Source organism: Burkholderia sp. AU30280, from assembly GCF_020420125.1.
Classification (GTDB): domain Bacteria; phylum Pseudomonadota; class Gammaproteobacteria; order Burkholderiales; family Burkholderiaceae; genus Burkholderia.
Genome location: NZ_JAIZRY010000004.1, coordinates 138,361 through 163,947, shown reverse-complemented (window position 1 = coordinate 163,947; position 25,587 = coordinate 138,361). Strand labels below are relative to the sequence as shown.

Annotated in this window: 18 protein-coding genes, 1 tRNA gene and 1 pseudogene; 8 read left to right on the top strand and 12 right to left on the bottom strand. The window is 65.8% G+C overall.

Annotated elements, in window-relative coordinates:
- Window positions 1–40 precede the first annotated feature (40 nt).
- From LGN17_RS10955 to LGN17_RS10945, 3 genes are all read right to left on the bottom strand, one after another.
- A complete protein-coding gene (locus LGN17_RS10955; protein ID WP_226196717.1) occupies window positions 41–1,084 on the bottom strand; it encodes a microcin C ABC transporter permease YejB in 1,044 nt (347 codons plus the stop codon).
- Between the two features lie 50 nt (window positions 1,085–1,134).
- Window positions 1,135–3,006, bottom strand: a complete 1,872-nt coding sequence (locus LGN17_RS10950) for an extracellular solute-binding protein (protein ID WP_226196715.1) — start codon at window positions 3,004–3,006, stop codon at window positions 1,135–1,137.
- A gap of 141 nt (window positions 3,007–3,147) precedes the next feature.
- Entirely contained in the window at window positions 3,148–3,489 is a 342-nt protein-coding gene (locus LGN17_RS10945) for a hypothetical protein (protein ID WP_226196714.1), read from the bottom strand.
- Between the two features lie 306 nt (window positions 3,490–3,795).
- Between LGN17_RS10945 and LGN17_RS10940 the strand changes: the two are divergent.
- Window positions 3,796–4,675: pseudogene (locus tag LGN17_RS10940) on the top strand (efflux RND transporter permease subunit); the annotation flags it as partial.
- 49 nt (window positions 4,676–4,724) lie between these two features.
- On the opposite strand, the gene cyoD reads toward LGN17_RS10940, so the two are convergent.
- From cyoD to LGN17_RS10915, 5 genes are all read right to left on the bottom strand, one after another.
- A complete protein-coding gene (gene cyoD / locus LGN17_RS10935; protein WP_006759069.1) occupies window positions 4,725–5,057 on the bottom strand; it encodes a cytochrome o ubiquinol oxidase subunit IV in 333 nt (110 codons plus the stop codon).
- Window positions 5,058–5,666, bottom strand: coding sequence for a cytochrome o ubiquinol oxidase subunit III (gene cyoC / locus LGN17_RS10930; protein ID WP_226196712.1), 609 nt, complete (start codon window positions 5,664–5,666; stop codon window positions 5,058–5,060).
- Window positions 5,666–7,672 (bottom strand): cytochrome o ubiquinol oxidase subunit I, encoded by a 2,007-nt coding sequence (cyoB, locus tag LGN17_RS10925; RefSeq protein ID WP_175953428.1) that lies wholly within the window; start codon window positions 7,670–7,672, stop codon window positions 5,666–5,668. The genes cyoC and cyoB overlap by 1 nt, the downstream gene beginning before the upstream one ends.
- A gap of 3 nt (window positions 7,673–7,675) precedes the next feature.
- Entirely contained in the window at window positions 7,676–8,563 is an 888-nt protein-coding gene (cyoA, locus tag LGN17_RS10920; RefSeq protein ID WP_175953431.1) for a ubiquinol oxidase subunit II, read from the bottom strand.
- A 275-nt stretch (window positions 8,564–8,838) separates the two neighbouring features.
- Complete coding sequence (locus tag LGN17_RS10915; RefSeq protein ID WP_226196710.1) at window positions 8,839–10,368, bottom strand: complex I subunit 4 family protein; 1,530 nt, start codon at window positions 10,366–10,368, stop codon at window positions 8,839–8,841.
- A gap of 483 nt (window positions 10,369–10,851) precedes the next feature.
- Between LGN17_RS10915 and LGN17_RS10910 the strand changes: the two genes are divergently transcribed.
- The 7 genes from LGN17_RS10910 to zwf all read left to right on the top strand — a co-directional run bounded on the left by LGN17_RS10910 (window position 10,852) and on the right by zwf (window position 20,760).
- Window positions 10,852–11,112 (top strand): hypothetical protein, encoded by a 261-nt coding sequence (locus LGN17_RS10910; RefSeq protein WP_226196702.1) that lies wholly within the window; start codon window positions 10,852–10,854, stop codon window positions 11,110–11,112.
- Window positions 11,082–12,401: a LacI family DNA-binding transcriptional regulator gene (locus tag LGN17_RS10905; protein WP_226196701.1), complete on the top strand. Its 1,320-nt coding sequence runs from the start codon at window positions 11,082–11,084 to the stop codon at window positions 12,399–12,401. Before LGN17_RS10910 ends, LGN17_RS10905 begins: the two co-directional genes overlap by 31 nt.
- Window positions 12,402–12,530: 129 nt before the next feature.
- Entirely contained in the window at window positions 12,531–13,928 is a 1,398-nt protein-coding gene (locus LGN17_RS10900; RefSeq protein ID WP_226196700.1) for a sucrose-specific PTS transporter subunit IIBC, read from the top strand.
- Between the two features lies 1 nt (window position 13,929).
- Window positions 13,930–15,342: a glycoside hydrolase family 32 protein gene (locus tag LGN17_RS10895; RefSeq protein WP_226196699.1), complete on the top strand. Its 1,413-nt coding sequence runs from the start codon at window positions 13,930–13,932 to the stop codon at window positions 15,340–15,342.
- A 48-nt stretch (window positions 15,343–15,390) separates the two neighbouring features.
- Window positions 15,391–16,629: a carbohydrate porin gene (locus LGN17_RS10890; protein WP_226196698.1), complete on the top strand. Its 1,239-nt coding sequence runs from the start codon at window positions 15,391–15,393 to the stop codon at window positions 16,627–16,629.
- Between the two features lie 52 nt (window positions 16,630–16,681).
- Window positions 16,682–19,210: a phosphoenolpyruvate--protein phosphotransferase gene (gene ptsP, locus LGN17_RS10885; RefSeq protein WP_226196696.1), complete on the top strand. Its 2,529-nt coding sequence runs from the start codon at window positions 16,682–16,684 to the stop codon at window positions 19,208–19,210.
- A gap of 74 nt (window positions 19,211–19,284) precedes the next feature.
- Window positions 19,285–20,760 (top strand): glucose-6-phosphate dehydrogenase, encoded by a 1,476-nt coding sequence (gene zwf, locus LGN17_RS10880; protein ID WP_226196694.1) that lies wholly within the window; start codon window positions 19,285–19,287, stop codon window positions 20,758–20,760.
- A 551-nt stretch (window positions 20,761–21,311) separates the two neighbouring features.
- Here the strand turns inward: zwf and LGN17_RS10875 are convergent.
- The 4 genes from LGN17_RS10875 to LGN17_RS10860 all read right to left on the bottom strand — a co-directional run bounded on the left by LGN17_RS10875 (window position 21,312) and on the right by LGN17_RS10860 (window position 25,551).
- Window positions 21,312–21,405, bottom strand: a tRNA-Ser gene (locus tag LGN17_RS10875).
- Window positions 21,406–21,515: 110 nt separating this feature from the next.
- Window positions 21,516–22,769, bottom strand: a complete 1,254-nt coding sequence (locus LGN17_RS10870) for an aspartate kinase (protein WP_027787050.1) — start codon at window positions 22,767–22,769, stop codon at window positions 21,516–21,518.
- A 342-nt stretch (window positions 22,770–23,111) separates the two neighbouring features.
- The gene (gene tilS, locus LGN17_RS10865; RefSeq protein ID WP_226196691.1) at window positions 23,112–24,533 is read right to left on the bottom strand and encodes a tRNA lysidine(34) synthetase TilS; all 1,422 of its coding nucleotides are present in this window, start codon (window positions 24,531–24,533) and stop codon (window positions 23,112–23,114) included.
- A gap of 46 nt (window positions 24,534–24,579) precedes the next feature.
- Window positions 24,580–25,551, bottom strand: a complete 972-nt coding sequence (locus LGN17_RS10860) for an acetyl-CoA carboxylase carboxyltransferase subunit alpha (RefSeq protein WP_006478433.1) — start codon at window positions 25,549–25,551, stop codon at window positions 24,580–24,582.
- Window positions 25,552–25,587: the final 36 nt, after the last annotated feature.

Here is a 25,587-nt window from a genome sequence, read left to right as displayed (position 1 = left end):
TCGCCCGGTGACGCCGGGCATGCAGACGGAAGGTTTCATGTCAGCGCTCCAGGGTGTCGAACTGAATGCGCGGATCGACCCACACATAGCAGAGATCGGAGATCAGCTTGGTCGCGAGGCCGATCAGCGTGAACAGGTACAGCGTGCCGAGCACGACCGGATAGTCGCGCCGCACGACGGATTCGTACGACAGCAGCCCGAGGCCGTCGAGCGAGAACAGCGTCTCGATCAGCAGGCTGCCCGTGAAGAACGCGCCGATGAACGCCGCCGGGAAGCCGACGATCAGCGGCAGCATCGCGTTGCGGAACACGTGCTTCCACAGCACGTTGCGCTCGGAGAGCCCCTTCGCGCGCGCGGTCAGCACGTATTGCCGGCGGATCTGGTCGAGGAACGCATTCTTCGTGAGCATCGTGACGACCGCGAAGCTGCCGACGACCGACGCCGTGATCGGCAGCGCGATGTGCCACAGGTAGTCGAGCACCTTGCCCGCGAGCGACAGCTGCGCAAAGTTGTCCGACGTGAGCCCGCGCAGCGGGAACAGCTGCCAGAACGAGCCGCCGCCGAACAGCACGAGCAGCAGCACGCCGAGCACGAAGCCCGGAATCGCATAGCCGACGAGCACGACGAGGCTCGTCGCGACATCGAACGGCGAACCGTTGCGCACCGCCTTCGCGATGCCGAGCGGCACCGATATGAGGTACGTGAGGAAGAACGTCCACAGCCCGATGCTGATCGACACGGGCAGCTTCTGCACGACCAGCGACCACACGCTCTGGTGGCGAAAGTAGCTGTCGCCGAGATCGAAGCGCGCGAAGCGCTTCAGCATCAGCCAGTAGCGTTCGAGCGGCGGTTTGTCGAAGCCGTACAGCGCCTTGAGCTGCGCGAGCTGCTGCGCGTCGACGCCGGTGTGCGCACGCATCCCGAACGGCACCGCACCCTGCTCCGATGCACCCTTGCGCAATTCCTGCACGGCCTGTTCGACGGGGCCGCCCGGCACGAACTGGATCACCGCGAACGTGAGGGTCAGCACGCCGATGAGCGTCGGGATCATCAGCAGCAGGCGTTTGAGGATGTAGCTCCACATGGGCGTCGACTCGCGATCGGTAAGCGGGATTGGACTTGGGGCGGCGTGGCTCAGTGATCGGGCTTCGCCCACCAGGTCGACACGACCCAGCCCTCGGCCGAATAGTACAGCGGCAGCGTCTGCGGATAGGCGAGCGTGCGCTTGTACGCGATCCGGTGCGTCGTGCTGTACCACTGCGGGACCGCGTAGTAGCCGTGCATCAGCACGCGGTCGAGCGCGTGGGTCGCGTCGAGCAGGTCTTCGCGCGTCTGCGCGGTACCCAGCGAATGGAGCAACGCATCGACGGCCGGCGACTTCAGCCCGATGAAGTTGTCGGAGCCCGGCTCGTCGGCGAACTTGCTCGCGTAACGCGAGTATTGCTCGGCCCCCGGAACCTGCACGCCCGGCAAGCGGATCGTCGTCATGTCGTAGTCGAACGCGTCCAGACGCTTTTGCAGCAGCGCGAAATCGGCCGTACGAAAACGTGCGTCGATGCCGAGCTTCGCCAGGTTGCGCTGGTACGCCGCCACGATTCCTTCCATCGCCGCGCCGGAATCGTCGAGGATCTCGAACGTGAACGGCTCGCCCTTCGCGTTGCGCAGCGCGCCGTCACGATAGGTCCAGCCGGCCTGCGCAAGCAGCGCGCGCGCCTTCAGCAGATTCGCGCGCAGCGAGCCCGGCGGGTTCGTGTCCGGCTGCGTGACCATCGGGCCGAACACGGCCGGGTCGAGCTGCGCGCGCAGCGGCTCCAGCAGCTTCAGCTCGCCGGGGCCGGGCGTGCCGGTCGCCTGCAGGTCGGTGTCGGCGAAGTAGCTGTTCAGGCGCGTGTAGGCGCTGTAGAACAGCTGGCGGTTCAGCCATTCGAAGTCGAACGCCAGGTCGAGCGCCTGGCGCACGCGCACGTCGCGGAACAACGGCCGACGCAGGTTCATGAAGAAGCCCTGCATGCCGGCGCCGTTGTGCTGGCGGAATTCGCGCTTGACGAGCTCGCCGTTGTCGAAACGCTTGCCGACGTCGCGGCGCGTCCAGTTGCGCGCGATGTACTCGACGAGCACGTCGTATTCGCCGGCCTTGAACGCCTCGAGCCGCGCGACGCCGTCGCCATACAGCTTGTAGACGATCCGCTCGAAGTTGTTGGTGCCCACCCGCACGGGCAGATCGGCGCCCCAATACGCCGGGTTGCGCCGGTAAGTAATGGTGCGCCCGTTGTCGTAGCGCTCGATCAGGTACGGGCCGCTGCCGATCGGCTGCTCGAACGCGAGCTGGTCGAACGGGATGCGCGAGCCGTCCGCGCGCAATCCCCACTTGCGCGAAAACACCTGCACGCCGCCGGCGATCAGCGGCAATTCACGGTTCGCGCTGCGGAACTCGAAGCGCACGGTGGCCGGATCGACGACCACGGCCTTCGCGATCTCCGCGAAATACGCGCCGAACTGCGGCGCGGCCTGCTTGCTCTTCAGCGTGTCGAACGAGAACTTGACGTCGTCGGCGGTGACGCGGTCGCCGTTCGAGAAGCGCGCGCGCGGATTCAGGTGGAACGTGACCGAACGGCGGTCCGGCGCGATGTCGATGTCGTCGGCGAGCAGCCCGTACGCGGATGCCGGCTCATCCGAGCTGCCGGTCGCGAGGCTCTCGAACAGCATGTCGATGCCCGGCGCGGGATTGCCGCGCATCGTGAACGGGTTGAACTTGTCGAACGACGTCAGCCGGTTCGGGTTCGCGAGCACCAGCGTGCCGCCCTTCGGCGCGTCGGGGTTGACGTAGTCGAAATGCTTGAAGCCCGGCGGATACTTCGGCTCGCCATACTGCGCGATGGCGTAGGCCGCGTGTGCAGCGGTCGCGGCCAGCGCCGCCTGCAACGCGAACACCACGGCCGTGCGGCCTGCAACCTTTATGGCACGGCGGGCACGCGCGACGGCGGCCCGGGGCGAACCCTTCGTCATAGAGGCCCTGTCGGTCGAATGAGGGTAGTAACGAGGGACGATTCTACCCATTCAAGCCTGCGAGCCAAAAGAAAACCGCCACGCGGGCGGTTTCTCCACGAGCGGATCGGGGGCGCGCATCAGGCGGGCGCGCCCAGCCGATCAGTGCCAGCCGTTGTGGCGGCCGTTGTCCCAGCGGCCACGATCGCCGCCCCAGCCACGGCCGTGATGGCGGTACCACTCGTCACGGCCCCAGTAGCGACGGCCGTCCCAGTAGCGGTCGCCATGCCAGCCGATCACGATGGCCGGCGCCGGCGCGTAGACAGGGGCCGGCTGATAGACGACCGGCGGCGGAGGCGGCGGCGCATACACGGGTGCGGGCGCGACGTAGACTGGCGCCGGAACGCCGAGATTGATCCCGACATTGACTCCCGCCATTGCTGCGCCCGACACGAGCAAGGCCGTCATACCGGTCAAGAGCGAGGCAACACGCAAGGTCTTCATGGATTCCTCTTCTGGTTGTGTCATGTGTGATTCGACTATAACGGCAAGCGCCGTCTCCGCATATTTCCACTTTGTAAGAACTGATGCGCGGCATCGCAACGGGAAGCCTGCGCTAACGTCTTGTAACAATCGGCGCCCGCCCTGCCCGCCCTGCCCGTCGCGCCCAGTTCCCAAAACACCTTCCATCCTGCCCCGCGGCCCGCGTCAAGCGGCGCCAACACACACTGCGCGAGCCGAACCGGGCTCCCGCCACGCTTCGGCAATTCGCTGTCGGGCCGGCGCCCCGCGCCGGCGGAGACCTCGCCGATGCTGAAACTCGTCCGACTCGCGCTCGCGCGCCCCTGCACGTTCATCATCCTCGCACTGCTGATCCTGATCGCGGGGCCGCTCGCGGCACTGCGCACGCCGACCGGCATCTTCCCCGACATCCGGATTCCGGTCATCAGCGTCGTGTGGAATGACGCGGGCCTGCAGCCGGCCGACATGGCCGGGCGCATCGTCACCTACTACGAGCGCACGCTCGGCACGCCGGTCAACGACGTTGCGCACATCGAGTCGCAGTCGTTCCGCAGCTTCGGGATCGTCAAGATCTTCTTCCAGCCGAGCGTCGACATCCGCACCGCGACCGCGCAGGTCACGTCGATCTCGCACACCGTGCTCAAGCAGATGACGCCGGGCACCACGCCGCCGCAGATCCTCGACACAACGCATCGACCGTGCCCGTACTGCAGTTGGCGCTGACGAGCGACGCACCGAACGAACAGCGGCTCGGTGACTACGCGACCAACGTGATCCAGCCTCAGCTGCTATCTGTCGCGGGTGTCGCGATTCCGTCACCGTATGGCGGCAAGGTGCGTCAGGTGCAGATCGATCTCGATCCGCAGGCGCTGCAGGCCAAGGGGCTGTCCGCGCAGGACGTCGGGACCGCGCCGGCGCAGCAGAACCAGATCATCCCGGCCGGCACGCAGAAGATCGGCGGCTTCGAATACACCGGCTCAACGACAGCCCGTTGACCATCGACCCAATCAACGCGCCGCCGATCCGGAGCGTGAACGGCGCGGTGATCTTCATGCGCGACGTGGCGCACGTACGCGACGGTTATCCGCCGCAAGGCAACATCGTGCGCGTCGACGGCCGTCGCGCGGTGCCGATGAAAAACAAAAAGGCGGCACTCGCGTGCCGCCTTTTTGTTGCATGAAAGCGCATGGATACCAACCGCTGCGCCGCGATGCCGCTCAGCGCGACATCATGTTCATGCTGACGTTATGCATCACCCACAGCGTGCCGACGATCAGGATCGCCGCGGTCAGCACCGTGTAGCTGAACGCCATCACGTTCCAGCGCTGTCCCGACGAGCCGTTCATGTGCAGGAAGTACACGAGGTGCACGACGATCTGCACGAACGCGAGTGCGGCAAGCGCGATCAGCGACGCATGCGGCGACAGCACGCCGCCCATCACGAGGCCGAACGACGCGGCCGTGAGCAGCACCGACAGGATGAAACCGGCGACATAGCCGCCGACACTGCCGTGCCCTTCTTCGAGTTGAGACGAATGCGAATGGGCCATTTAGATCACGCTCGCGAGATAGACAAAGGAAAACACGCAGATCCACACGATGTCGAGGAAGTGCCAGAAGAGGCTCAGGCACGTCAAGCGTCGCAGGTCGCGATCGGTCAGGTCGCCGCCGCGCAACACGATCTGGCCGGCGAGCACGATCATCCACAGCAGGCCGGCCGTCACGTGCAGCCCGTGCGTGCCGACCAGCGTGAAGAACGCGGACAGGAACGCGCTGCGCTGCGGACCCGCGCCTTCCGCGATCAGGTGCGAGAACTCGCGCAGCTCCATCGCGAGAAACGCCGCGCCGAGCACGAACGTCACCGCGAGCCATGCGAGCAGCGCACCGCGCCGCTGCTTGTACGCGGCGAGCATCGCGAAACCGTACGTGATGCTCGACAGCAGCAGCGCGGCGGTTTCCACCGCGACGCCCGGAATGTCGAACAGGTCTTTCGCGGTCGGCCCGCCCGCAACCTGCTGGCCGAGCACCGCGAACGTCGCGAACAGCGCCGCAAAGATCACGCAGTCGGTCATCAGGTACAGCCAGAACCCGAACACCGAATGCGACGGCGGATGGTCGTCGTGCTCGAGCAGGGTTGCGCTCAAGGTTTTCTGCAACATCAGTTGGCCTCCAGTTCCACGTCGTCGACGCGCGCGGCCACGCGCTTCGTCGGCTGCTTGTCTTCGATCTTCCGCACCGTCGACGCGGGGATGTAATAGCCGTCGTTATCGCGCGAGCTGTAGATCACGAGCGTCGCGACGATCCCGACGAGCCCGCCGATCGCCATCCACCAGATGTGCCACACCAGCGCGAAGCCGAGCACCAGGCTGAAGATCGCCACCACGAGGCCCGCACAGGTATTCGACGGCATGTGGATGTCGCGAATCGCGGCCGGGTTCGGCCGGCCTTCGCCGCGTGCCTTCATGTCCGCATACGCGTCGAGCGTGCGCACCTGCGGGATCAGCGCGAAGTTGTAGTCGGCCGGCGGCGACGAGGTCGCCCACTCCAGCGTGCGGCCGCCCCACGGATCACCCGTTGTATCGCGGTACTCGGGCAGGTTGCGGTTGCGGATGCTGACCACCAGTTGCAGCAGCTGGCACGCAATGCCGATCGCGATCAGCACGGCGCCGAACGCGGCGACCAGCAGCCACGGATGCCAGGCCGGGTTGTCGTAGTGGTTGATCCGGCGCGTCATGCCCATGAAGCCGAGCACGTAGAGCGGCACGAATGCAACGTAGAAACCGATCTGCCAGAACCAGAACGCCGCCTTGCCGAGCTTCTCGTTCAGCTTGAAGCCGAACGCCTTCGGGAACCAGTAGTTGAAGCCTGCAAGATAGCCGAACAGCACGCCGCCGATGATCACGTTATGGAAGTGCGCGATCAGGAACAGGCTGTTGTGCAGCACGAAGTCCGCACCGGGAATCGCCATCATCACGCCTGTCATGCCGCCGAGCGTGAACGTGACCATGAAGCCGATCGTCCACAGCACGGGAGTCGTGAATTCGATCCGGCCGCGGTACATCGTGAACAGCCAGTTGAACACCTTCACGCCGGTCGGGATCGCGATGATCATCGTCATGATGCCGAAGAACGCATTCACGTTCGCACCCGAGCCCATCGTGAAGAAGTGGTGCAGCCAGACGAGGAACGACAGCACCATGATCGCGCAGGTCGCGTACACCATCGTCTTGTAGCCGAACAGCGGCTTCCTCGCGAACGTCGCGATGACTTCCGAGAAGATACCGAACGCCGGCAGGATCAGGATGTACACCTCGGGGTGCCCCCATGCCCAGATCAGGTTCAGGTACAGCATCGCGTTTCCGCCGGCTTCGTTCGTGAAGAAGTGCATGCCGAGGTAACGGTCGAGGCCGAGCAGCGCGAGCGTCGCGGTCAGGATCGGGAACGACGCCATGATCAGCACGTTCGTGCAGAGCGCCGTCCACGTGAACACCGGCATCTTCATCAGCGTCATGCCCGGTGCGCGCATCTTGATGATCGTCACGAAGAAGTTGACGCCGGTCAGCAGCGTGCCGACGCCCGAGATCTGCAGCGCCCACAGGTAGTAGTCGACCCCTACCCCCGGACTGAACTGCAACTCCGACAGCGGCGGATACGCGAGCCAGCCCGTCTGTGCGAATTCGCCGATCACGAGCGAGATGTTGATCAGGATCGCGCTGACGGCCGTCATCCAGAACGAGAGCGAGTTGATGAACGGGAACGCGACGTCGCGCGCACCGATCTGCAGCGGCACGACCAGGTTCATCAGGCCGACCATGAACACCATCGCCATGAAGAAGATCATGATCACGCCGTGTGCCGTGAAGACCTGGTCATAGTGGTGCGGCGGCAGGTAGCCGGGCCCGTTGTACGCGAGCGCGAGCTGCATGCGCATCATGATCGCGTCGGCGAAGCCGCGCAGCAGCATGATCAGCGCGACGATGATGTACATCACGCCGAGTTTCTTGTGGTCGACCGTGGTCAGCCATTGCGTCCACAGCCATTTCCACCGGCCGGTGATCGTCAGCGCGGCGAGAATGCCCAGCACGACCAGCCCCATGAAGGCACCGGCCCCCATGATGATGGGCTGGTCGAACGGGATCGCCGAGAGTGTGAGTTTGCCGAACATGCGTTACCCCTTCGTGCCGCAGGCGGCGTCCTTCAGGTCGAGGACGTGGCCATCGTTGTATTTCGCGATGATGTTGTGGAAGAGCCGCGGATCGACCGACGAGAAGTAGCGTACGGGCGCCTTCTCGCTCGGCTGCGCGACGGTGCCGTACACGGTCGCGTCGAGCCGCTCCGGCGACGCCTTCACCTTCTGCACCCATGCATCGAACTGTTCGCGCGGCTCGGCCAGCGTGCGGAACTTCATGTCGGAGAAGCCACGACCGCTGAAGTTGGCCGACGTGCCCGCAAAGTTGCCGGGTTCGTCGGCGATCAGGTGCAGGCGCGTCTGCATGCCGGCCATCGCATAGACCTGGCCGCCGAGCTGCGGGATGAAGAACGAGTTCATCACCGAATCCGACGTGATGCGGAAGTTCACCGGCGTGCCGACCGGAATCGCGAGCTGGTTCACCGACGCGATGCCGAGTTCCGGATAGATGAACAGCCACTTCCAGTCGAGTGCGACGACCTCGACGTCGATCGGCTTCACCGACGACTCGAGCGGCTTGTACGGGTCGAGCTCGTGCGTGGTCTTCCACGTGAGCACGCCGAGGAACAGGATGATCAGCGTCGGCACCGTCCAGATCACGACCTCGATCGCGGTCGAGTGCGACCAGTTCGGCGCGTAGGTGGCGTTGCGGTTCGACGCGCGGTAACGCCACGCGAACCACAGCGTGAGCAGAATCACCGGCACGACGACGATCAGCATCGCCCAGGTGGACGTCGCGATCAGCGCCTTTTCGGCAGCGCCCACGCTTCCTTTCGGATTTAGTACATCTAAATTACAGCCTGACAGGCTCAAAGCCGCGCCGATCGACATCAGCGCCGCCCCGCCTTTTGAAGCTTTTCTTTTCATCACACAGCCCGAGGGTCATTGAATCCGTTTGCGTATGCCCGATGCGCATTCGATCCACGAAAGTGGCCGCATCATACGTCGCGCGAGTGCGATGAAAAACCAGCTAATGCGGAAAATCATCATTGCAGAATCTGCTGTGAGACAGATTGTCGCGGGGCAATTTCACGCAGCCAAAAGCTGGCCCGGCGCCGCCTGCGCCGGGCCAGGATCGGATCGATGTGCGTACGACGGCCGCACCGCCGTGCGATGCGCCCCGCTCGCGCGGCGTGCCGCGATCAGCCGTGCGTCGATGCCATGTACGACGGCTGCGGCTGCGCGGGGCCGTCCCCTGTCGGCAGCTTCGAATGGCTCGCGTCCTCGATCAGCCTGCCGACGGTCGGATCGATCGCGTCGGTGAACGGCTTCGGATCGATGCCGACCGCCAGCACGACCAGTGCGAGCGACGCGAACATCACGATCTCGCGACGGTTCAGGTCGGCGAGCTTCGCGATCCGCTGGCTCGCGACCTTGCCGAACACGACGCGCTTGAGCATCCACAGCGTGTACGACGCGCTGAGGATCAGCGTGAGCGCCGCGATGGCGCCGATCCAGAAGTTGAAGCGGATCGCGCCCATGATGACCATGAACTCGCCGACGAACCCCGACGTGCCCGGCAGGCCGACGTTGGCCATCGCGAACAGCACCGTGAAGGTCGCGAAACGCGGCATCACGCCCGCGACGCCGCCATATGCGGCAATCTCGCGCTGCTTCGTGCGATCGACGAGCACGTTCACGCACAACAGCATCGCGCCCGCGACGAAGCCGTACGACACGAGCTGCACGATCGCGCCTTCGACACCGATCCGGTTGAACAGGAAGAGCCCGAGCGTGACGATCCCCATGTGCGCGACCGTCGAATACGCGAGCAGCTTGCCGAGATCGGTCTGTGCGAGCGCGATCAGGCTCGCATAGATGATCGCGAACAGCGACAGCGCGATCACGGCCGGCGCGAAGAAGTGGCTCGCATCGGGCGTGACCGGCAGCGCGAAGCGCAGGAACCCGTAGCCGCCGAGCTTGAGCATCGCGAGCATCAGCGCGGCGCCGGTCGGGCCGTCGGTGTAGACGTCGCTCAGCCACGTGTGGACCGGCCACATCGGCACCTTGACCGCGAATGCGGCGAAGAAGCCGAGGAACACCAGCAACTGCGGTGCGAAGCCGAGCTGCAGCGTGCGCCATACGGCCATGTCGAACGTATGCGACTGCGCGTACAGGTACAGCATCGCCATCAGCAGCAACAGCGAGCCGGCGAACGAGATGAAGAAGAATTTCACGGCCGCGTACACGCGCCGCTCGCGCCCCCACGTGCCAATCAGCAGGTACAGCGGGATCAGCGTCGCCTCGAAGAAGATGAAGAACAGCAGCCCGTCCTGTGCGACGAACACACCGACCATCAGCCCCGACAGGATCAGGAACGACGCGTAGTACTGCGCGACGCGTACCGTGACCGACTCCCACGACGCCACCACCACCACGAGCGTCGTGAACGCGGTCAGCACGACGAGCCACAGCGACGCGCCGTCGATGCCGACCCGCCATCCGGAATTGAATGCCGCCAGCCAGTTGCGGCTTTCGACGAACTGCATCGCGGCCGAGTGCGCATCGAAACCGGCAACCAGCGGCGCGACCGCCGCAAGCCCCACCAGCGCGCCGACGAGCGCAATCAGCCGCGTACGGCGTGGATGATGATCGGAACCGGCGCGCAGCAGGCACGCGCCGCACAGGATCGGAGCCCAGATGGCCAGGCTCAGGAAGGGAAAATCATGCATGTCAACAAGGCCTAGATGAAGTCGCGCACTGCATCGGGGACAGGCGAGACGAAAGGAACGAAATCAATTCGACAGATAGATTTCGTGAATCGCCAGTGTTGGCAAAATGTAAAGCGGCATCACCGGAAAACTTGACGCCGCTCAAACGCGATCGGGTTAACCAGCATAAGGCGATTGATTATTTTCTGCAGCGCAGCAGAGCATCATTTTTTTGCAACAGCCTATGCCGATGATTTTTATGAGTAATTTTTTGTGTTGCTCGACCACGCCGATCATGGAATTCGTCGCAGCGCCGCATTTTTGACACTGGCGGTCTATTCCTGAGGGTCGAAACGAGCGAATCGACGCTCGCCGGGACAGCGCGTGTGCGGCTCTCAATCCTTACGCACACACTTTCATTTGTATTTCATTTCACCTTGTTCGATGCAGGTCGTGGGAACGGTTGCTCAACCCTCGCCTTCATGTTTCCGACCGCGATCGCTGATGACTCAGGCGATCCCATATGTTCAGCGTCATCCCGCGACGATGATCGCGTTGCGCAGGAAATTGGACGAAGCGGCTGTCGCGCGTGGCATGGACCGGCGCCAAAGCGAGCGTCATCGCTCCGGCGCCATGGAGTTCGCCGATCATGCCGCTTGCGGCGAGCTGTGCCGACTTCGATGCGGGCGCCGTGACGAGCGCGTCGTCGCCATGAAGACATCCTGCAACGCGGCGTGCGTGTCGAACGCGAAAGGAAACGGATAGAGCACGAGTTGCAACGCTTGCCGGGCTCCAGCGCGACACGCTGTGCGATGATCTCTCGACACTTGCGCACGATCTGCTGGCGCTCGCCATACGCGTATATGCTGGCGACTGTCGCATGCCGGTACCGCATGCCGGGCAACGCGCGTATCGTCCCGGACGATCCGAACCGGTCCGTCGGGCGCCTCGGGCATCCGTCGCGGCGATCCCTCCGCGCCCGCTTCCGTGTTTCCCCTATTTACAGACCGATCCGCGTCCCGTACCATCTGCACATGGTAACGATACCACAAAAGAGATTGACCATTCGCGACATCGCCACGCTTGCCGGTGTGTCGACGTCCACGGTCTCGCGCGTGCTGAACAACTCCGGTTACGTGAAGGCCGAGGTACGCGAACGCATCGAAACCGTGATATCGCAGACGCACTACACCCCGTCGGAACTGGCGAAGCAGTTGAAGTCCCATCGCTCGGGGCTGATCGGCGTGATCATTCCGAAGATCAACTCCTATACCACGGGAGAAATCGTGGCAGGCATCTCGTCGACGCTCGAACCACTGCGCTACCAGATGCTGCTGGCCAATACGAACAACTCGGTCGCGGAAGAAGCCGCGGCCTACGATCTGTTCCGCCGGCAGCGGGTCGCGGGCGTCCTGCACCTTGGGACGACCGTCAACGGCGGCCTCGTCGACGCGATCCGCGAAGCGGGCCTGCCGATCGTGATGATCGGGCAGGACGCGAGCCATCTCGGCATCACGAGCGTGATTCAGAACGAGCGCTCGGCGGCATGCCAGATGACCGAGCATCTGCTCGGCCGCGGGCATACGCGCATCGGGCTCGTGACGGTGGGCGAAGAGGATCTCCAGGTCGGCGGCGAGCGAACGGCGGGCTATGGCGACGCATTGCGGGCGCGGGGCATGCCGGTCGATCCGGAGCTGATCGTCCGCGCGAGTTTCCGGGCCGAGGCCGGCGAGGAAGCGGCGGAACGCCTGCTGCGGATGACGGGCGACGCGCGCTGCACGGCGATTCTGGCGGTGACCGACCGGCTCGCGGTCGGCGTGATGGCCTGCCTGCACGACCGCGGCATCCGCGTACCCGACGACATGGCGGTCGCGGGCATGGGCGATAGCGACATGGCGCGCATGGTGCGCCCTGCCCTGTCGACCGTGCATTACGACTACGCCGACACGGGCGCGGAGGCAGCCCGGCTGATGCTGGAAATGCGCGAGACCAAGAACGCCAAGGTGTCGCGTGCCGTGATGCCGTACCGGCTCGTGCTGCGCCGGAGTACCTGACCGGACGCGCAGAACACTGGCGTCCGGCTGAAAGCCCGAGGAACGATCCGATCCGGGCATCGGAGACGATGATGTGGTATCGATACCATATGGCATCGATACCACATCGACCCACTCAAGGAGGAGAACATGACTGAAATCGAAACCGCACATGCGTTGCTGCCGCTGATCGGCGGCGCCGCGAACGTCGCGCGGCTCTCGCACTGCGCGACCCGGCTGAGGCTCGTCGTCCACGACGCGGACAAGGTCGACCATGGCGCGATCGGCGCGATCGATCTCGTGAAAGGGTCGTTCAGCGGCGCCGGACAGGTTCAGATCATCATTGGCCAGGGCATCGTGGAAAAAGTCCACGACGCCCTGCAGCCGCTGCTGGGCGCGTCGGCCGCCGGTTCGCTCGACGCGCTGAAGCAGGAGGCCGTGGCGCGGCAAAACCCGGCACAGAAGCTGGCGCGCACGCTGTCGAACATCTTCGTACCGATCATTCCGGTGATCGTCGCATCCGGCCTGCTGATGGGTCTGCTCGGCATGCTGAAAAGCGTGGGCTGGGTCGCCGGCGACAGCGCCGGCTTCCAGATCCTGAATATCTTCGCGAGCACGGCGTTCGTGTTCCTGCCGATCCTGATCGCTTTCTCGGCGGCCCGCGATTTCGGCGTTTCGCCGTTTCTCGCGGCGGCGCTCGCCGGCATCATGATCCATCCCGAGTTGCAGAATGCGTGGACGCTCGGCACCGGCGTCCATGAATACTGGGATCTGTTCGGGCTGCATATCGCGAAGGTCGGCTATCAGGGCACCGTCCTGCCGATCCTGCTGGCCGTCTGGATGATGTCGTGGATCGAGCGGGGCCTGAAGCGGTGCATCCCGGCCTCGATCGACCTGATCTTCACGCCGTTCCTGACGCTGCTGATCTCGGGCGCGATCGCGCTGACCGTGGTCGGCCCGATCGGGCGCGCGCTCGGCGACGGCCTGTCGTTCGGCCTGCAGGCGATCTACCAGCACGGCGGCGCGCTTGCGGGCATCCTGTTCGGCGGCCTGTATTCGATGATCGTCATCACGGGCATCCACCACAGCTTCCATGCGATCGAGGCGGGCCTGCTCGCCAGTCCGGCGATCGGCGTCAATTTCCTGCTGCCGATCTGGTCGATGGCCAATGTCGCGCAAGGCGGCGCGGCGCTCGCCGTGTTCTTCACCACGCGCGACGACAAGATCCGCCAGGTTGCGATACCCGCCGCGCTGTCGTGCCTGGCAGGCATCACCGAAGCCGCGATCTTCGGCGTCAACCTGCGGTTCTTCTGGCCATTCGTGTTCGCGGCGATCGGCGGCGCGGTCGGCGGCGGCTGGGTGGTGGCGACGCACGTCGGCATGACGGGGCTCGGCCTGACGGCTTTGCCCGGGCTCGCGATCGTGCGCCCGGATGGCCTGCTCAACTACGTGATCGGCGGTGTGCTTGCGTTTTCGGTCGCATTCGCCGGGACCTGGCTGCGCAGCGTCGGCATGAAGAAGCCCTATGGAGAGCTGTCCGGTGCGTGACATGACCAAGCTCGACATCCGCGACGACCGCTGGCGGCCGTCGTTCCATCTGTGCCCGCCGTACGGACTGATCAACGACCCGAACGGCCTGATTTACTGGCAAGGCGCTTACCACGTCTTCTACCAATGGAATCCGGACGGCTGCGTGCATCAGAACAAGCATTGGGCGCATGTTGTCAGCACCGACCTGATTCATTGGCAGTCCTTGCCGATCGCGCTGGCGCCGGATAAACCGTACGACGCGCAGGGCTGCTATTCGGGCTGCGCGATCGACGTGGACGACGCGATGCTGCTGATGTACACGGGCAACGTGCGCGACGACTCGGGCGGCCGCGCGAGCCATCAGTGCCTCGCGCGCTCGTCCGACGGCGTGCGGTTCGAGAAGCTCGGGCCGGTGATCGACGGCGCGCCGTCCGGCTACACCGATCATTTCCGCGATCCGAAAGTGTGGCGGCAGAACGGTGCATGGCATGCCGTCTTCGGTGCCCAGCGCAACGACCTGAAGGGAACCGTCGTGCTCGCGACGAGCCCGGACCTGCGTGCGTGGCGCATCGTCGGCGAGCTGCTCGCGCCGACCGATGCCTGCTACATGATCGAATGCCCGGATCTGTTCGCGCTGGACGACGAACACGTACTGATCTGCTGCCAGCAGATCGAGGAAGCGCGCAGCGGCGCCTCGTACCGCGAGGATCGGGCCGGCTATCTGGTCGGCCGACTCGACGTGAATGCCGCGACGTTCGCGCACGGCGGCTTCCGGATGCTCGACCACGGCTTCGATTTCTATGCGCCGCAGACGCTGCACGCGCCAGACGGGCGTCGGCTGATGATCGGCTGGATGGGGCTACCGTCCCGGCCGGATACGCCGACCGTCGCGGCCGGCTGGACGCACTGCCTGACGCTCCCGCGCGAACTGCGCGTCGAGAATGGGCAGTTGCGGCAGCAACCGCTGCGCGAACTCGAGCGTCTGCGCGGGCCGCTCGTCGGGGTGCCGGAGACCCGGCTTGCCGCCGGCGAATCGTTGACGCTGCCGCCATCACCGGGCGCGGCGTGGGAGCTGGACATGTCGATCCGCGCGGAAGCCGGCGCGGACTGGGTACTGCACCTGTTCGACAGCGACGCGCAAGCATTGCGCGTCGTTCGAGACGGTCGTCGCGGCCGGCTCACGCTCGTCCGGCACTGTCCCGCGGCCGGGCAGTTCGACGAACACGCGGCCTATGAAACCGCATCGGACCTCACCCGGCTGCGGCTGTTCGTCGACGGCAGTGCGGTCGAGCTGTTCGTCAACGACGGCGAAGCGGTCTTCACGACGCGCTGCTACCCGACATCGGCAACAACGTCGCCACGCGTGACCGCCACCCGGCCGCTGACGCTGCACGACACCCGTATGTGGCCCCTACAAAAAAGAGACGCGTAGCAACGCCGTTCTCGCCAATCAATACCCATCAGAGGTTTGGAGACAGACATGAAAACGTGGATCGGCGCGCTGATCGCGTCCGTATCGCTTTACCCGTGCGCAAGCGCATTCGCGGTGGATCTCGGCGACGATTTCCAGTTCAACGGCTATGTCCGCGCGGGCTTCGTATCGGAGCGCAGGACCAACGGCGGCGACGTCAATAAATACGCGCTCGGCAACGGCGGCGAAGAGTTCCGCCTCGGCAACGAAGGCGATACGTACACGGAACTCGGCCTCAGGAAGACGTTTCATTTCGACGGCGGCATCACGTGGTCCGCCGCGTATACCGCGACCTACTGGAATCCCGAAGCGAACCGCTTCGTGAGCAGCCACGGACAGTACTTCGCCAAGGAGGCGTACGTGACGACGAGCGGCTACGCGTTCTCGCCGTCGACGATCTTCTGGGCCGGCAAACGCTATATCGAGCGCGAGGATGTCCATATCGTCGATCACTTCTTCTATAGCGTCGGCGGCCCGACGATCGATCCCGGCATCGGCGCGACCAACATTCCGCTCGGCACGTCGGCCCGGCTCGGCGTCAGCGTGTTCCGCAGCCAGCAGCATTACAGCCCGACCCTGAACCGGAAGGACGCGACCCGCATGAACGTCGACGTCTACGACATTCCCGTTGGGTCGGAGGGCAAGCTTCGCGTGATCGGCGAGGTGCTGCGCGGCGATTTCCCCGGCGGCTCGTTCGGCAGCGCGTTGACGCTCAAGTACGACAAGGCCAATTTCGTGCTGCCCGGCATCACGAATTCGGTGTGGCTGCAAGGCAGCACCGGCTATGCGTCGCTCGAAACGGGATTCGGCGATCTGACCCAGCCGAACGGCACGCGCAGCGTGCGACTGCTCGACTCCGTGACCTGGCAGCTCGGCCGCTTCGGCGGTCAAGCGCTTGCCGAGTACCAGCGCGGGCAAGGCGCGCATGGTTCGGGGAGCACGACGGGCACCTCGTTCGGCGGACGGGTGTCGTACGCGGTCGCGCGCTACGTGAAGCTGTTGTCGGAGTGCGGCTGGTCGACGCTGCGCGTCAACGGCGGCCCGCTGCAGAAGCTCGACAAATATACAGCGGCGATCGCGTTCAGCACCGGCCCCGAGTTCATGACCCGCCCCGAACTGCGGTTCTACGCGACCCGTGTTGCGTGGAATCAGGCCGCACTCGACGCGCAGGGCGCGAACTGGGGTTCGTGGTCGGCCGGCCGGCAATCGACAAACATGTTCGGGGTTCAGGTCGAAAGCTGGTGGTGATCCGTCAATGCAGCAGTTTCATATTCACGATGCAATTCATCTGGAGTGCAATATGTCGACTCAACCGAATCACGTCACCGTGCTGGCGCCGCTCTCCGGGACAATCGTCCCGATCGAGAACGTGCCGGATCCCGCCTTCGCGCAAAAAATGGTCGGCGACGGCCTGTCGATCGATCCCGAAACCGACATCGTCCTGGCACCGATCGACGGCCGGGTCATCGATCTGCACGCATCCCGGCACGCGGTCGTCATCGAAGGCGACGGGGGCATCAGGATCATGGTGCATGTCGGCATCGACACGGTCATGCTCGACGGCGAAGGTTTCGAGGCGCTCGTGCGCAAGGGCGACGACGTGCGCGCCGGGCAACCCCTGTTGCGCGTCGACTTCGCGCACGTCGCCGCGCACGCGGCGAGCGTGCTGACGGAAATCGTCGTCGTCAACGGCGAATGCGTATCGCAAATCGACAAACGCGACGGCCTCGTCGAAGCCGGCAAGAGCGTGCTGCTGACGCTGCATCTCGCGGCGCGCGGGAACGAAGGTCCGGCGCCCGAACCGGACGGCGAGTGGCTGTACGCGCCGTTCGTCGAACTGCCGAATCCGGCGGGCCTGCATGCGCGGCCGGCCGCCGTGCTGGCCAGGGAAGCCCGGTCATTCTCCGCGCACATCGTGCTGTCGTGCGGGACGCTCGGCGCGGATGCCAAATCGGCCGTCGAGGTGATGGCGCTCGCAACGCGGCAAGGCGATCCAGTCCGGCTGAGCGCGCGCGGCCCCGACGCCGCGCAGGCGCTCGACCGGCTCGTGGGCGTGCTGCGGGATGGCTGCGGCGAGCGTCTCGAGCGCGTCGCCGCGGCCGGGCCGTCCGGACTGGCCACGACGCGCAGCGCGGCGGCAGCAACCGATCCGGCTGACGGCGCATTCGCGGGCGTGCCCGCGTCGCCGGGGCTCGCGGTCGGCCGCATCGTGCAGTGGCGCGCCGCCGAACTCGAATTCGACGAGACCGGCGGCACCTTCGACGAAGAACGGGCGCGCCTGTTCGCGGCGCTGCGGCAGGCGGGCGAGCAGATACAGGCACTGGTGGCCGGTCGCGGCGAAGCCGGCGCCTGTCAGGCCGAGATCATGGAAGCGCATCTCGCGCTGCTCGACGATCCGGCGCTGATCGATGCCGCGGAAGCCGCGTTGCGCGCCGGCTCGAACGCGCCGGGCGCGTGGCACCAGGCATGCCGGGCGGTGGCCGGGCGGCTGGCCGCGCATGCGAGCCCGCTGCTGCGCGAACGGGCGTCGGACATCCGCGATGTCGGCCTGCGCGTGACGTCCCTGCTGACCGGCGTGCGACGCGCGCTGCCGGTGCTGAACGCGCAGTCGATCGTGCTGGCCGACGACCTGACGCCGTCGGACACGGTCGCGCTGGATCGCGACCGGGTCGTCGGCCTGTGCACGGTATCGGGCGGACCGACCAGTCACGTGGCGATTCTGGCGCGGTCGATGGGAATCCCGGCGATCTGCGGAATCGATACGGCGGCGCTATCGCTGAGCGACGGCGTGACCGCGGTGCTCGACGGCACGGCGGGCACGCTCCGGATCGATCCCGATCCGGCGCTGCTCGCCGACGTGACGCGGCGCATGGACGCCGCCGCCGCGCAGCGCAGCGCGAACGAGCGGGACGCGCACCGGATCGGCAGCACGCGCGACGGCCATCGCGTGGAGGTCGTCGCGAACGTGCGCGACGCGGCGGACACCAGGCAGGCGCTGGCGGCCGGCGCCGAAGGCGTCGGGCTGCTGCGTTCGGAATTCCTGTTCGAGGATCGGGCGGCCGCGCCGGGCGAGGACGAGCAGGCGGCCGCCTACGAGGCGGTCGCGGCCGAACTCGGCCGGCACCGGAAGTGCGTGGTCCGCACGCTCGACGTCGGCGGCGACAAGCCGCTGCGCTACCTGCCGCTGCCGAAGGAGACCAATCCGTTTCTCGGCCTGCGGGGCATCCGCGTGAGCCTCGCCTACCCGGATCTGTTCCGCAGCCAGTTGCGCGCGATGCTGCGTGCGGCGCCCCATGGGGATCTCCACGTCATGTTCCCGATGGTGTCCGATCTCGACGAGGTGCTGGCGGCGAAACGTATCCTGCGGGAGGAACAGCAAACGTGTCCGCATCCTGTAAAGATCGGCGTGATGGTCGAAGTACCGGCCGCCGTCGCGATCGTCGAGGCGCTGGCGCAGGAGGTCGATTTCTTTTCGATCGGCACCAACGACCTTGCGCAATATACGCTGGCGATCGATCGCGGCCACGCGAAGCTGTCGGCGCAGGTGGATACGCTGCATCCGGCCGTGCTGAAGATGATCGACCTGACGGTGTCGGGCGCGCACGCGCACGGGAAATGGGTCGGCGTCTGCGGCGCGATGGCTTCCGATCCCGCCGCGACCGCGCTTCTCGTCGGACTCGGTGTCGACGAGCTGTCGGTCAGCGTGCCGGCGATCGCCGCGATCAAGGCAGAACTGGCGACGCTCGATTTCGATGCCTGCCGGACGCTGGCCCGGCACGCGCTGACGCTCGGCAGCGCGGCACAGGTGCGCCACGCAATCGCGAGCTGACCGGGCGGACGCGCCACGACGCGCGTGGCGCGCGTCCACTCCCCCCGTTTGTCAACATGGACAATACCTGCACGATGACTACTTCCGCTTCTTCATCCGCGCTCGATCAGCCGCTCGACATGGTGATCTTCGGCGGCGCCGGCGACCTGTCCGCGCGCAAGCTGCTGCCGGCGCTCTACATGGCGCACCTGCACGGCAGCCTGCCCGACGCGACACGCATCGTCGCGGTGGGCCGCAGCGACTGGTCGCGCGAGCGCTACCTGGACTTCGTCGAGCAGCACTCGCGGCCGTTCGTCGACGATCACGCGCTGAATCCGCAAGCGTGGGACAGCTTCCTGTCGCGCTTCGACTACGCGTGCGTCGACGCCGGCGTCGCGGACGCGTATGGCCATCTCGCCGGGAAGATGCGCGGCGACGCGTTGCGCGTGTTCTATCTCGCGACCGCGCCGAGCCTGTTCGAGACGGTGTGCGACAACCTGGCCCGCTGCGGACTGGTCGACGACCGCGCACGGGTCGTGCTGGAGAAGCCGCTCGGACACGACCTCGCGTCGGCGAAGGCCATCAACGCATCGGTCGGGCGCCACTTCCCGGAAGACCGCATCTACCGGATCGACCACTACCTCGGCAAGGAGACCGTGCAGAACCTGATGGTGCTGCGCTTCGGCAACGCGATCTTCGGGCCGCTGTGGCAGACGCCGTATATCAAGAGCGTGCAGATCACGGTCGCGGAATCGGTCGGCGTCGGCAGCCGGGCGGGTTTCTACGACGACACCGGCGCGATGCGCGACATGGTTCAGAACCACCTGCTGCAACTGCTGTGCATCGTCGCGATGGAGCCGCCGGTCTCGCTCGATCCCGATGCGGTCCGGGACGAGAAACTGAAGGTGCTGCGTTCGCTGCGGCCGATGACGCCCGAGACGATCGCCCGCGACACGGTGCGCGGCCAGTATACGGCGGGCGCGGTGGACGGCGAATCGGTCAAGGGGTACCCGGACGAGACCGACGTGCCGGCCGGCAGCGGCACGGAAACCTTCGTCGCCCTGCGCGCGCAGATCAACAACTGGCGCTGGGCCAACGTGCCGTTCTTTCTGCGGACCGGGAAGCGCTTGCGCGAGCGGCGTTCGGAGATCGTCATCGAGTTCGCGGACATGCCGTTCTCGATCATTCCACGCGGGCCGTACAGTCACGGAAACCGCCTCGTGATCCAGCTCCAGCCCGAGGAATCGATCCAGTTGCAGATGCTCGCGAAGGAGCCGGGCAGCGGCTTGCAGGTGCTGCCGGTCAGCCTGAATCTCGATTTGCAGCAGGCGCTCGCCGGGCGCCGGGCCGAAGCGTACGAGCGCCTGCTGATCGACGTGATTCGCGGCCGCCTGACGCATTTCATGCGGTGCGACGAACTCGAGGCGGCCTGGGCCTGGGTCGATCCGATCCTCAAGGGCTGGAAGGCACTCGGCGACAAGCCGCGCAGCTATATCGCCGGCACCTTCGGACCGGCGGCATCGTCCGCGCTGATGGCGCGCGAAAACATGGTCTGGTCCGAGGAGATCTGAGCGCGCGGCGGCAATGCCGGGGTGGAGGCGGCTCGCGCGGCTCGCCGGGTTGTCGGATGCGGCAAGCGGCGGAGCATCGCGCCGCGCGACGCCGCTCCGGGGCACATCGGCGAGCGAAGCCGCCGCGCCCGCACCGCCGCCGCCATACGCTCTGCCCATGGCGCGACGACGACGCCGGCCACCGGCTTGCGCCGCGCCGGTCGACCCTACCCCGCCTTGCTCCGCGCGCCCTTCGTCGCGCCCTTGCCGCGCGGCGCTTCCTTCGCGAGCTCAAGCGGTGAGTTAGAGTTTTTCGCAATTGCGACGGCGCATGACCGTGAATACGGTGTCCCGGGCGTGAGAACTTCAGCGTCCCGCCCACCGACCTTGGCCTTTCACCATCGCACGCTTCTTCCCGAGCCAGCCGGCCGCGCACAGCAAACTCGACAACGACCTGCCATTCAAGCTCAAGCGATGCGTGTCGCTGGAAGCTGATAGGCCGACGCGACCGATGGGCTGAAAAAGAAAAAGCCCCGCAAGTCCGAGAACTTGCGGGGCTTTGTCACCGCTTTTGGCGGAGACGGAGGGATTCGAACCCTCGATCCAGGTTTTGGCCCAGATGCTCCCTTAGCAGGGGAGTGCCTTCGACCTCTCGGCCACGTCTCCCAAACTTTCGCTCGCACCAGGGAGGCAGTGCGACGAGAACGAAATAATATAGGGTTTCGAACCGCCCGTCAATTTCCGTGATGCATTTTCTTCAATGCATCACGAAAAATTCACGATGCCTGGTCGAGTTCGAATGCCTTGTGCAGCGCGCGGACGGCCAGTTCCATGTATTTCTCGTCGATCAGCACCGAAATCTTGATTTCGGACGTCGAGATCATCTGGATGTTGATGCCCTCTTCCGACAGCGTGCGGAACATCTTGCTCGCGACGCCCACGTGCGAACGCATGCCGACGCCGACGACCGACACCTTCGACACCTTCGGGTCGCCCTGCACCTGCTCGGCATTCACATGGCCCTTCACCTGGTTGGTGAGGATGTCCATCGCCTTCTGGTAGTCGCCGCGGCCGACCGTGAACGTGAAGTCGGTTTTGCCCTGGACGCTCTGGTTCTGGATGATCATGTCGACGTCGACGTTCGCATCCGCGACCGGGCCGAGGATCTGATACGCGATGCCCGGCTTGTCGGGCACGCCCATCACAGCAATGCGTGCTTCGTCGCGCTGGAACGCGATGCCGGAAATGACTGCCTTTTCCATGGTCTCGTCTTCTTCAAAAGTAATCAGGGTGCCCGAGCGCATTTCTTCGTCGAGCGCAATCAGCGGATCGGTCAGGCTCGACAGCACACGCGTCTTCACCTGGTATTTGCCAGCGAATTCGACCGAGCGGATCTGCAGGACCTTCGAGCCGAGGCTGGCCATTTCCAGCATTTCCTCGAACGTCACGCGATCGAGGCGCCGCGCCTCTTCGACGACGCGCGGATCCGTCGTGTAGACGCCGTCGACGTCCGTATAAATCAGGCACTCTTCGGCACCCAGCGCAGCCGCGACCGCCACCGCCGACGTATCCGAGCCGCCGCGGCCCAGCGTCGTGATGTGACCGTCCGGATCGACGCCCTGGAAGCCCGTGATGATCACGACCTTGCCTGCATTCAGATCGGCCTTCACGCGCTCGTCATCGATCGAGTGAATGCGCGCTTTCGTGAACGCGCTGTCGGTCTTGATCGGCACTTGCCAGCCGGCGTAGCTCACGGCCTCGACGCCGATTTCCTGCAGCGCGATCGACAGCAGGCCGACGCTGACCTGCTCGCCCGTCGACGCGATCATGTCGAGCTCGCGCGGGCTCGGCTGGCTCGAAATCTCTTTCGCAAGACCGAGCAGACGGTTGGTTTCGCCGGACATCGCCGAAGGCACGACCACCATCTGGTGCCCGGCCTGATGCCATTTTGCGACGCGTTTCGCGACGTTCTTGATGCGCTCGACCGAGCCCATCGAAGTGCCGCCGTATTTGTGTACGATGAGTGCCATTGTCGTTCTGAACTGGAGGAGAAACCGCACGGGCGCGCTGGGCAGGCCGCGTAGCCGTTCGGTCACGCGGCTTGTGGCTGTGGACGGACGACGAGGGGGACGGCTGGGACGCAACACGCAAGCGTGACGGATTTTGCCCGGAAGGCCGATCAGGCCGCGCAAACCGGGTACGTCACGCGGAAAACCTGCACAAATCGCTCAAAAATCGAGCCGAGCAAACGACCGAGCGTACCCGATAGAGGCCCGCTTGACAAGCCGCTCGCGGCGTCCGGGGCCGTTCCGGCGCTGTTTACCAAATGGTGAAAATCGGCGTGCCATCGGGCCGCGGGCGGCCTGCCGCCGTCATGCGATCAGCAGGTCCGGACGCCACTCGATCCGGCGCCACGCGCCGTCGCCGGGCGCCCCGCCACCGGTCACGCCGGCATCGCGGTTCACGCCGAGGCGCGGCACGTAGATCAGCAAGTCGCCAGCGAACAGCAGCGGCACGTCGCGCTGCCACGCGGGCACGCCGCGCTCCTGGAACAGGTTCTTCAGCGTACGGCCCGGGCCGCCCGGCGACGTGCGCATCCGCTCGCCGCCCGTGCGGGCACGCGCCGCGAGCCGCGCGTCGCGCAGCAGCGCCTCCGGCACCGCATCGGCGCTTCCCGGATCGGCCGGCGCGAACACGAACGTGCCGCGCCAACCCGGCAGGTGCCAGACTTCCTGCCCGTCCCACGCGAGCACCGCTTCCGGATACGGGCTCCCGGTGCCGTCATCGGCCGGTTCGCTGCTGTCGCCCGCTTCCCAGTAGACGACATCGCGATAAAGGCGCAGGCATTGCCCCGCGTGATCGACGCGCAGCGCATGGGCGACATGTGTGGCACGCAACTGCCGCATCATGTTGGCGAGCCGGGCGGCCGACGCACCCGGCAGACCGAGCCGGCGCATCCAGAAGCGCAGCAGGTTCGCGCCGCGCGTATCGTCGAACGCGACCAGCGCGTCGCGCGACAACGCCTGCCCGTCGTCGCGCGCGGCCGCGGCAAAGTCGAGTTCGGCCAGATCGTCGAGCAGTCGCTGTGCGGCCGCCGCATGCTGGGCCGCACGGCCAAGCGCGTCGCGAAAGCCCGGGAAATGCACGGCCAGCGCCGGCAGCACGTCGATGCGCAGCGCATTGCGCGCGTAGCGCGTGTCGTTGTTCGATTCGTCGTCGATCCATGCCAGGTCGTGCTGCGTCGCATAGCGCTCGAGTTGCGCTCGCAACAGTCGCAGCAGCGGGCGCACACGCTCGACGCTCACGCCGTCAGGGCGGTAACGCGGCGCCATGGCGGCAAGCCCCGCGATCCCCGCGCCGCGCAACAACTGCAGCAACACGGTCTCGGCCTGGTCGTCCGCATGCTGCGCGAGCCACAGCGCAGCCGCGCCGTGGCGTTCGCACATCTCGTCGAGCGCCGCATAGCGTCGCTCGCGCGCCGTCGCCTCGACACCCAGGCCGCTGTCGCGCGGCACGTCGACGCGCATCGACTCGAATGCGACCCCGAGCCGCGCCGCGCTCGCCTCGGCATGCGCAACCCACGCGTCGGCATTCGCACTCAGCCCGTGATGCACGTGCAGCGCGACACAGCGCGACGCGCCCGCGACGCGCACTGCCGCGTCGAGCAGCACCGTCGAGTCGAGGCCGCCGCTGTACGCGATCGCGATGCGTGCATCGGGCGGCATGCCGGAAAGCGCAACGCCGACCGCGTCGAGGACGACGCGGTCGGCGGAGAATTCGGTTGGCGGAATCACGAGAGGAATGCGCGCGCAGCGGCGCGCGAATGGAGGACGCAGCCGGTCATGCGCCCGGCGTGGTTTCCTTGAACTTGCCGTAGGCCATCAGGCGCTCGAAGCGGCGCTCGCGCAGCGCATCGATACTCATGCCCTGGAACTGGCGCAGCGAATCGGCCAGCGCACGGCGCAGCAGCGCAGCCATGCCCTTCGGATCGCGATGCGCGCCGCCGAGCGGTTCGTTGATGATCTTGTCGATCAGGCCCAGCGCCTTCAGCCGGTGTGCGGTCAGGCCCAGCGCTTCCGCTGCTTCCGGCGCCTTCGCGGCGCTCTTCCACAGGATCGACGCGCAGCCTTCCGGCGAGATCACCGAGTAGGTCGAGAATTGCAGCATCATCACCGTGTCGGCCACCGCGATCGCGAGCGCGCCGCCCGAACCGCCCTCGCCGATCACCGTCGTGATGATCGGCGTCTTCAGCTCGGCCATCACGTACAGGTTGCGGCCGATCGCCTCCGACTGGCCGCGCTCTTCCGCGCCGATGCCCGGGTACGCGCCCGGCGTGTCGACGAACGTGAAGATCGGCAGCCCGAACTTCTCGGCGAGACGCATCAGGCGTTCGGCCTTGCGATAGCCTTCCGGACGCGGCATCCCGAAGTTGCGCGCGGCGCGCTCCTTCGTGTCGCGGCCCTTCTGGTGGCCGATCACCATGCAAGGATGGCCGCCGAAGCGCGCGAGACCGCCGACGATCGACAGATCGTCCGCGAACGCCCGGTCGCCGTGCAGCTCGTGAAAATCGGTAAACAGTTCCGCAACGTAATCGAGCGTGTACGGGCGCTGCGGGTGCCGCGCGATCTGCGAAACCTGCCACGGCGACAGGTTCGCGTAGAGGTCTTTCGTCAGTTGCTGGCTTTTCTTCGACAGCCGCTCGATTTCTTCCGAAATGTCGACAGCCGAGTCGTCCTGCACGAATCGCAGCTCTTCGATCTTGGCCTCGAGTTCGGCGATCGGCTGTTCGAAATCCAGAAACGTGGTCTTCATGTGTTCGAATCCTTGGGTCTTGCGGCAGCGCGTATT

Coding starts and splice junctions, on each gene's coding strand:
- cyoA (WP_175953431.1), bottom strand. CDS start 8,563: ATGAAAAGAAAAGCTTCAAAAGGCGGGGCGGCGCTGATGTCGATCGGC.
- LGN17_RS10895 (WP_226196699.1), top strand. CDS start 13,930: ATGACCAAGCTCGACATCCGCGACGACCGCTGGCGGCCGTCGTTCCAT.
- LGN17_RS10955 (WP_226196717.1), bottom strand. CDS start 1,084: ATGTGGAGCTACATCCTCAAACGCCTGCTGCTGATGATCCCGACGCTC.
- cyoD (WP_006759069.1), bottom strand. CDS start 5,057: ATGGCCCATTCGCATTCGTCTCAACTCGAAGAAGGGCACGGCAGTGTC.
- LGN17_RS10860 (WP_006478433.1), bottom strand. CDS start 25,551: ATGAAGACCACGTTTCTGGATTTCGAACAGCCGATCGCCGAACTCGAG.
- cyoC (WP_226196712.1), bottom strand. CDS start 5,666: ATGTTGCAGAAAACCTTGAGCGCAACCCTGCTCGAGCACGACGACCAT.
- cyoB (WP_175953428.1), bottom strand. CDS start 7,672: ATGTTCGGCAAACTCACACTCTCGGCGATCCCGTTCGACCAGCCCATC.
- LGN17_RS10950 (WP_226196715.1), bottom strand. CDS start 3,006: ATGACGAAGGGTTCGCCCCGGGCCGCCGTCGCGCGTGCCCGCCGTGCC.
- LGN17_RS10870 (WP_027787050.1), bottom strand. CDS start 22,769: ATGGCACTCATCGTACACAAATACGGCGGCACTTCGATGGGCTCGGTC.
- LGN17_RS10910 (WP_226196702.1), top strand. CDS start 10,852: ATGACTCAGGCGATCCCATATGTTCAGCGTCATCCCGCGACGATGATC.
- LGN17_RS10900 (WP_226196700.1), top strand. CDS start 12,531: ATGACTGAAATCGAAACCGCACATGCGTTGCTGCCGCTGATCGGCGGC.
- LGN17_RS10915 (WP_226196710.1), bottom strand. CDS start 10,368: ATGCATGATTTTCCCTTCCTGAGCCTGGCCATCTGGGCTCCGATCCTG.
- LGN17_RS10890 (WP_226196698.1), top strand. CDS start 15,391: ATGAAAACGTGGATCGGCGCGCTGATCGCGTCCGTATCGCTTTACCCG.
- LGN17_RS10945 (WP_226196714.1), bottom strand. CDS start 3,489: ATGAAGACCTTGCGTGTTGCCTCGCTCTTGACCGGTATGACGGCCTTG.
- zwf (WP_226196694.1), top strand. CDS start 19,285: ATGACTACTTCCGCTTCTTCATCCGCGCTCGATCAGCCGCTCGACATG.
- ptsP (WP_226196696.1), top strand. CDS start 16,682: ATGTCGACTCAACCGAATCACGTCACCGTGCTGGCGCCGCTCTCCGGG.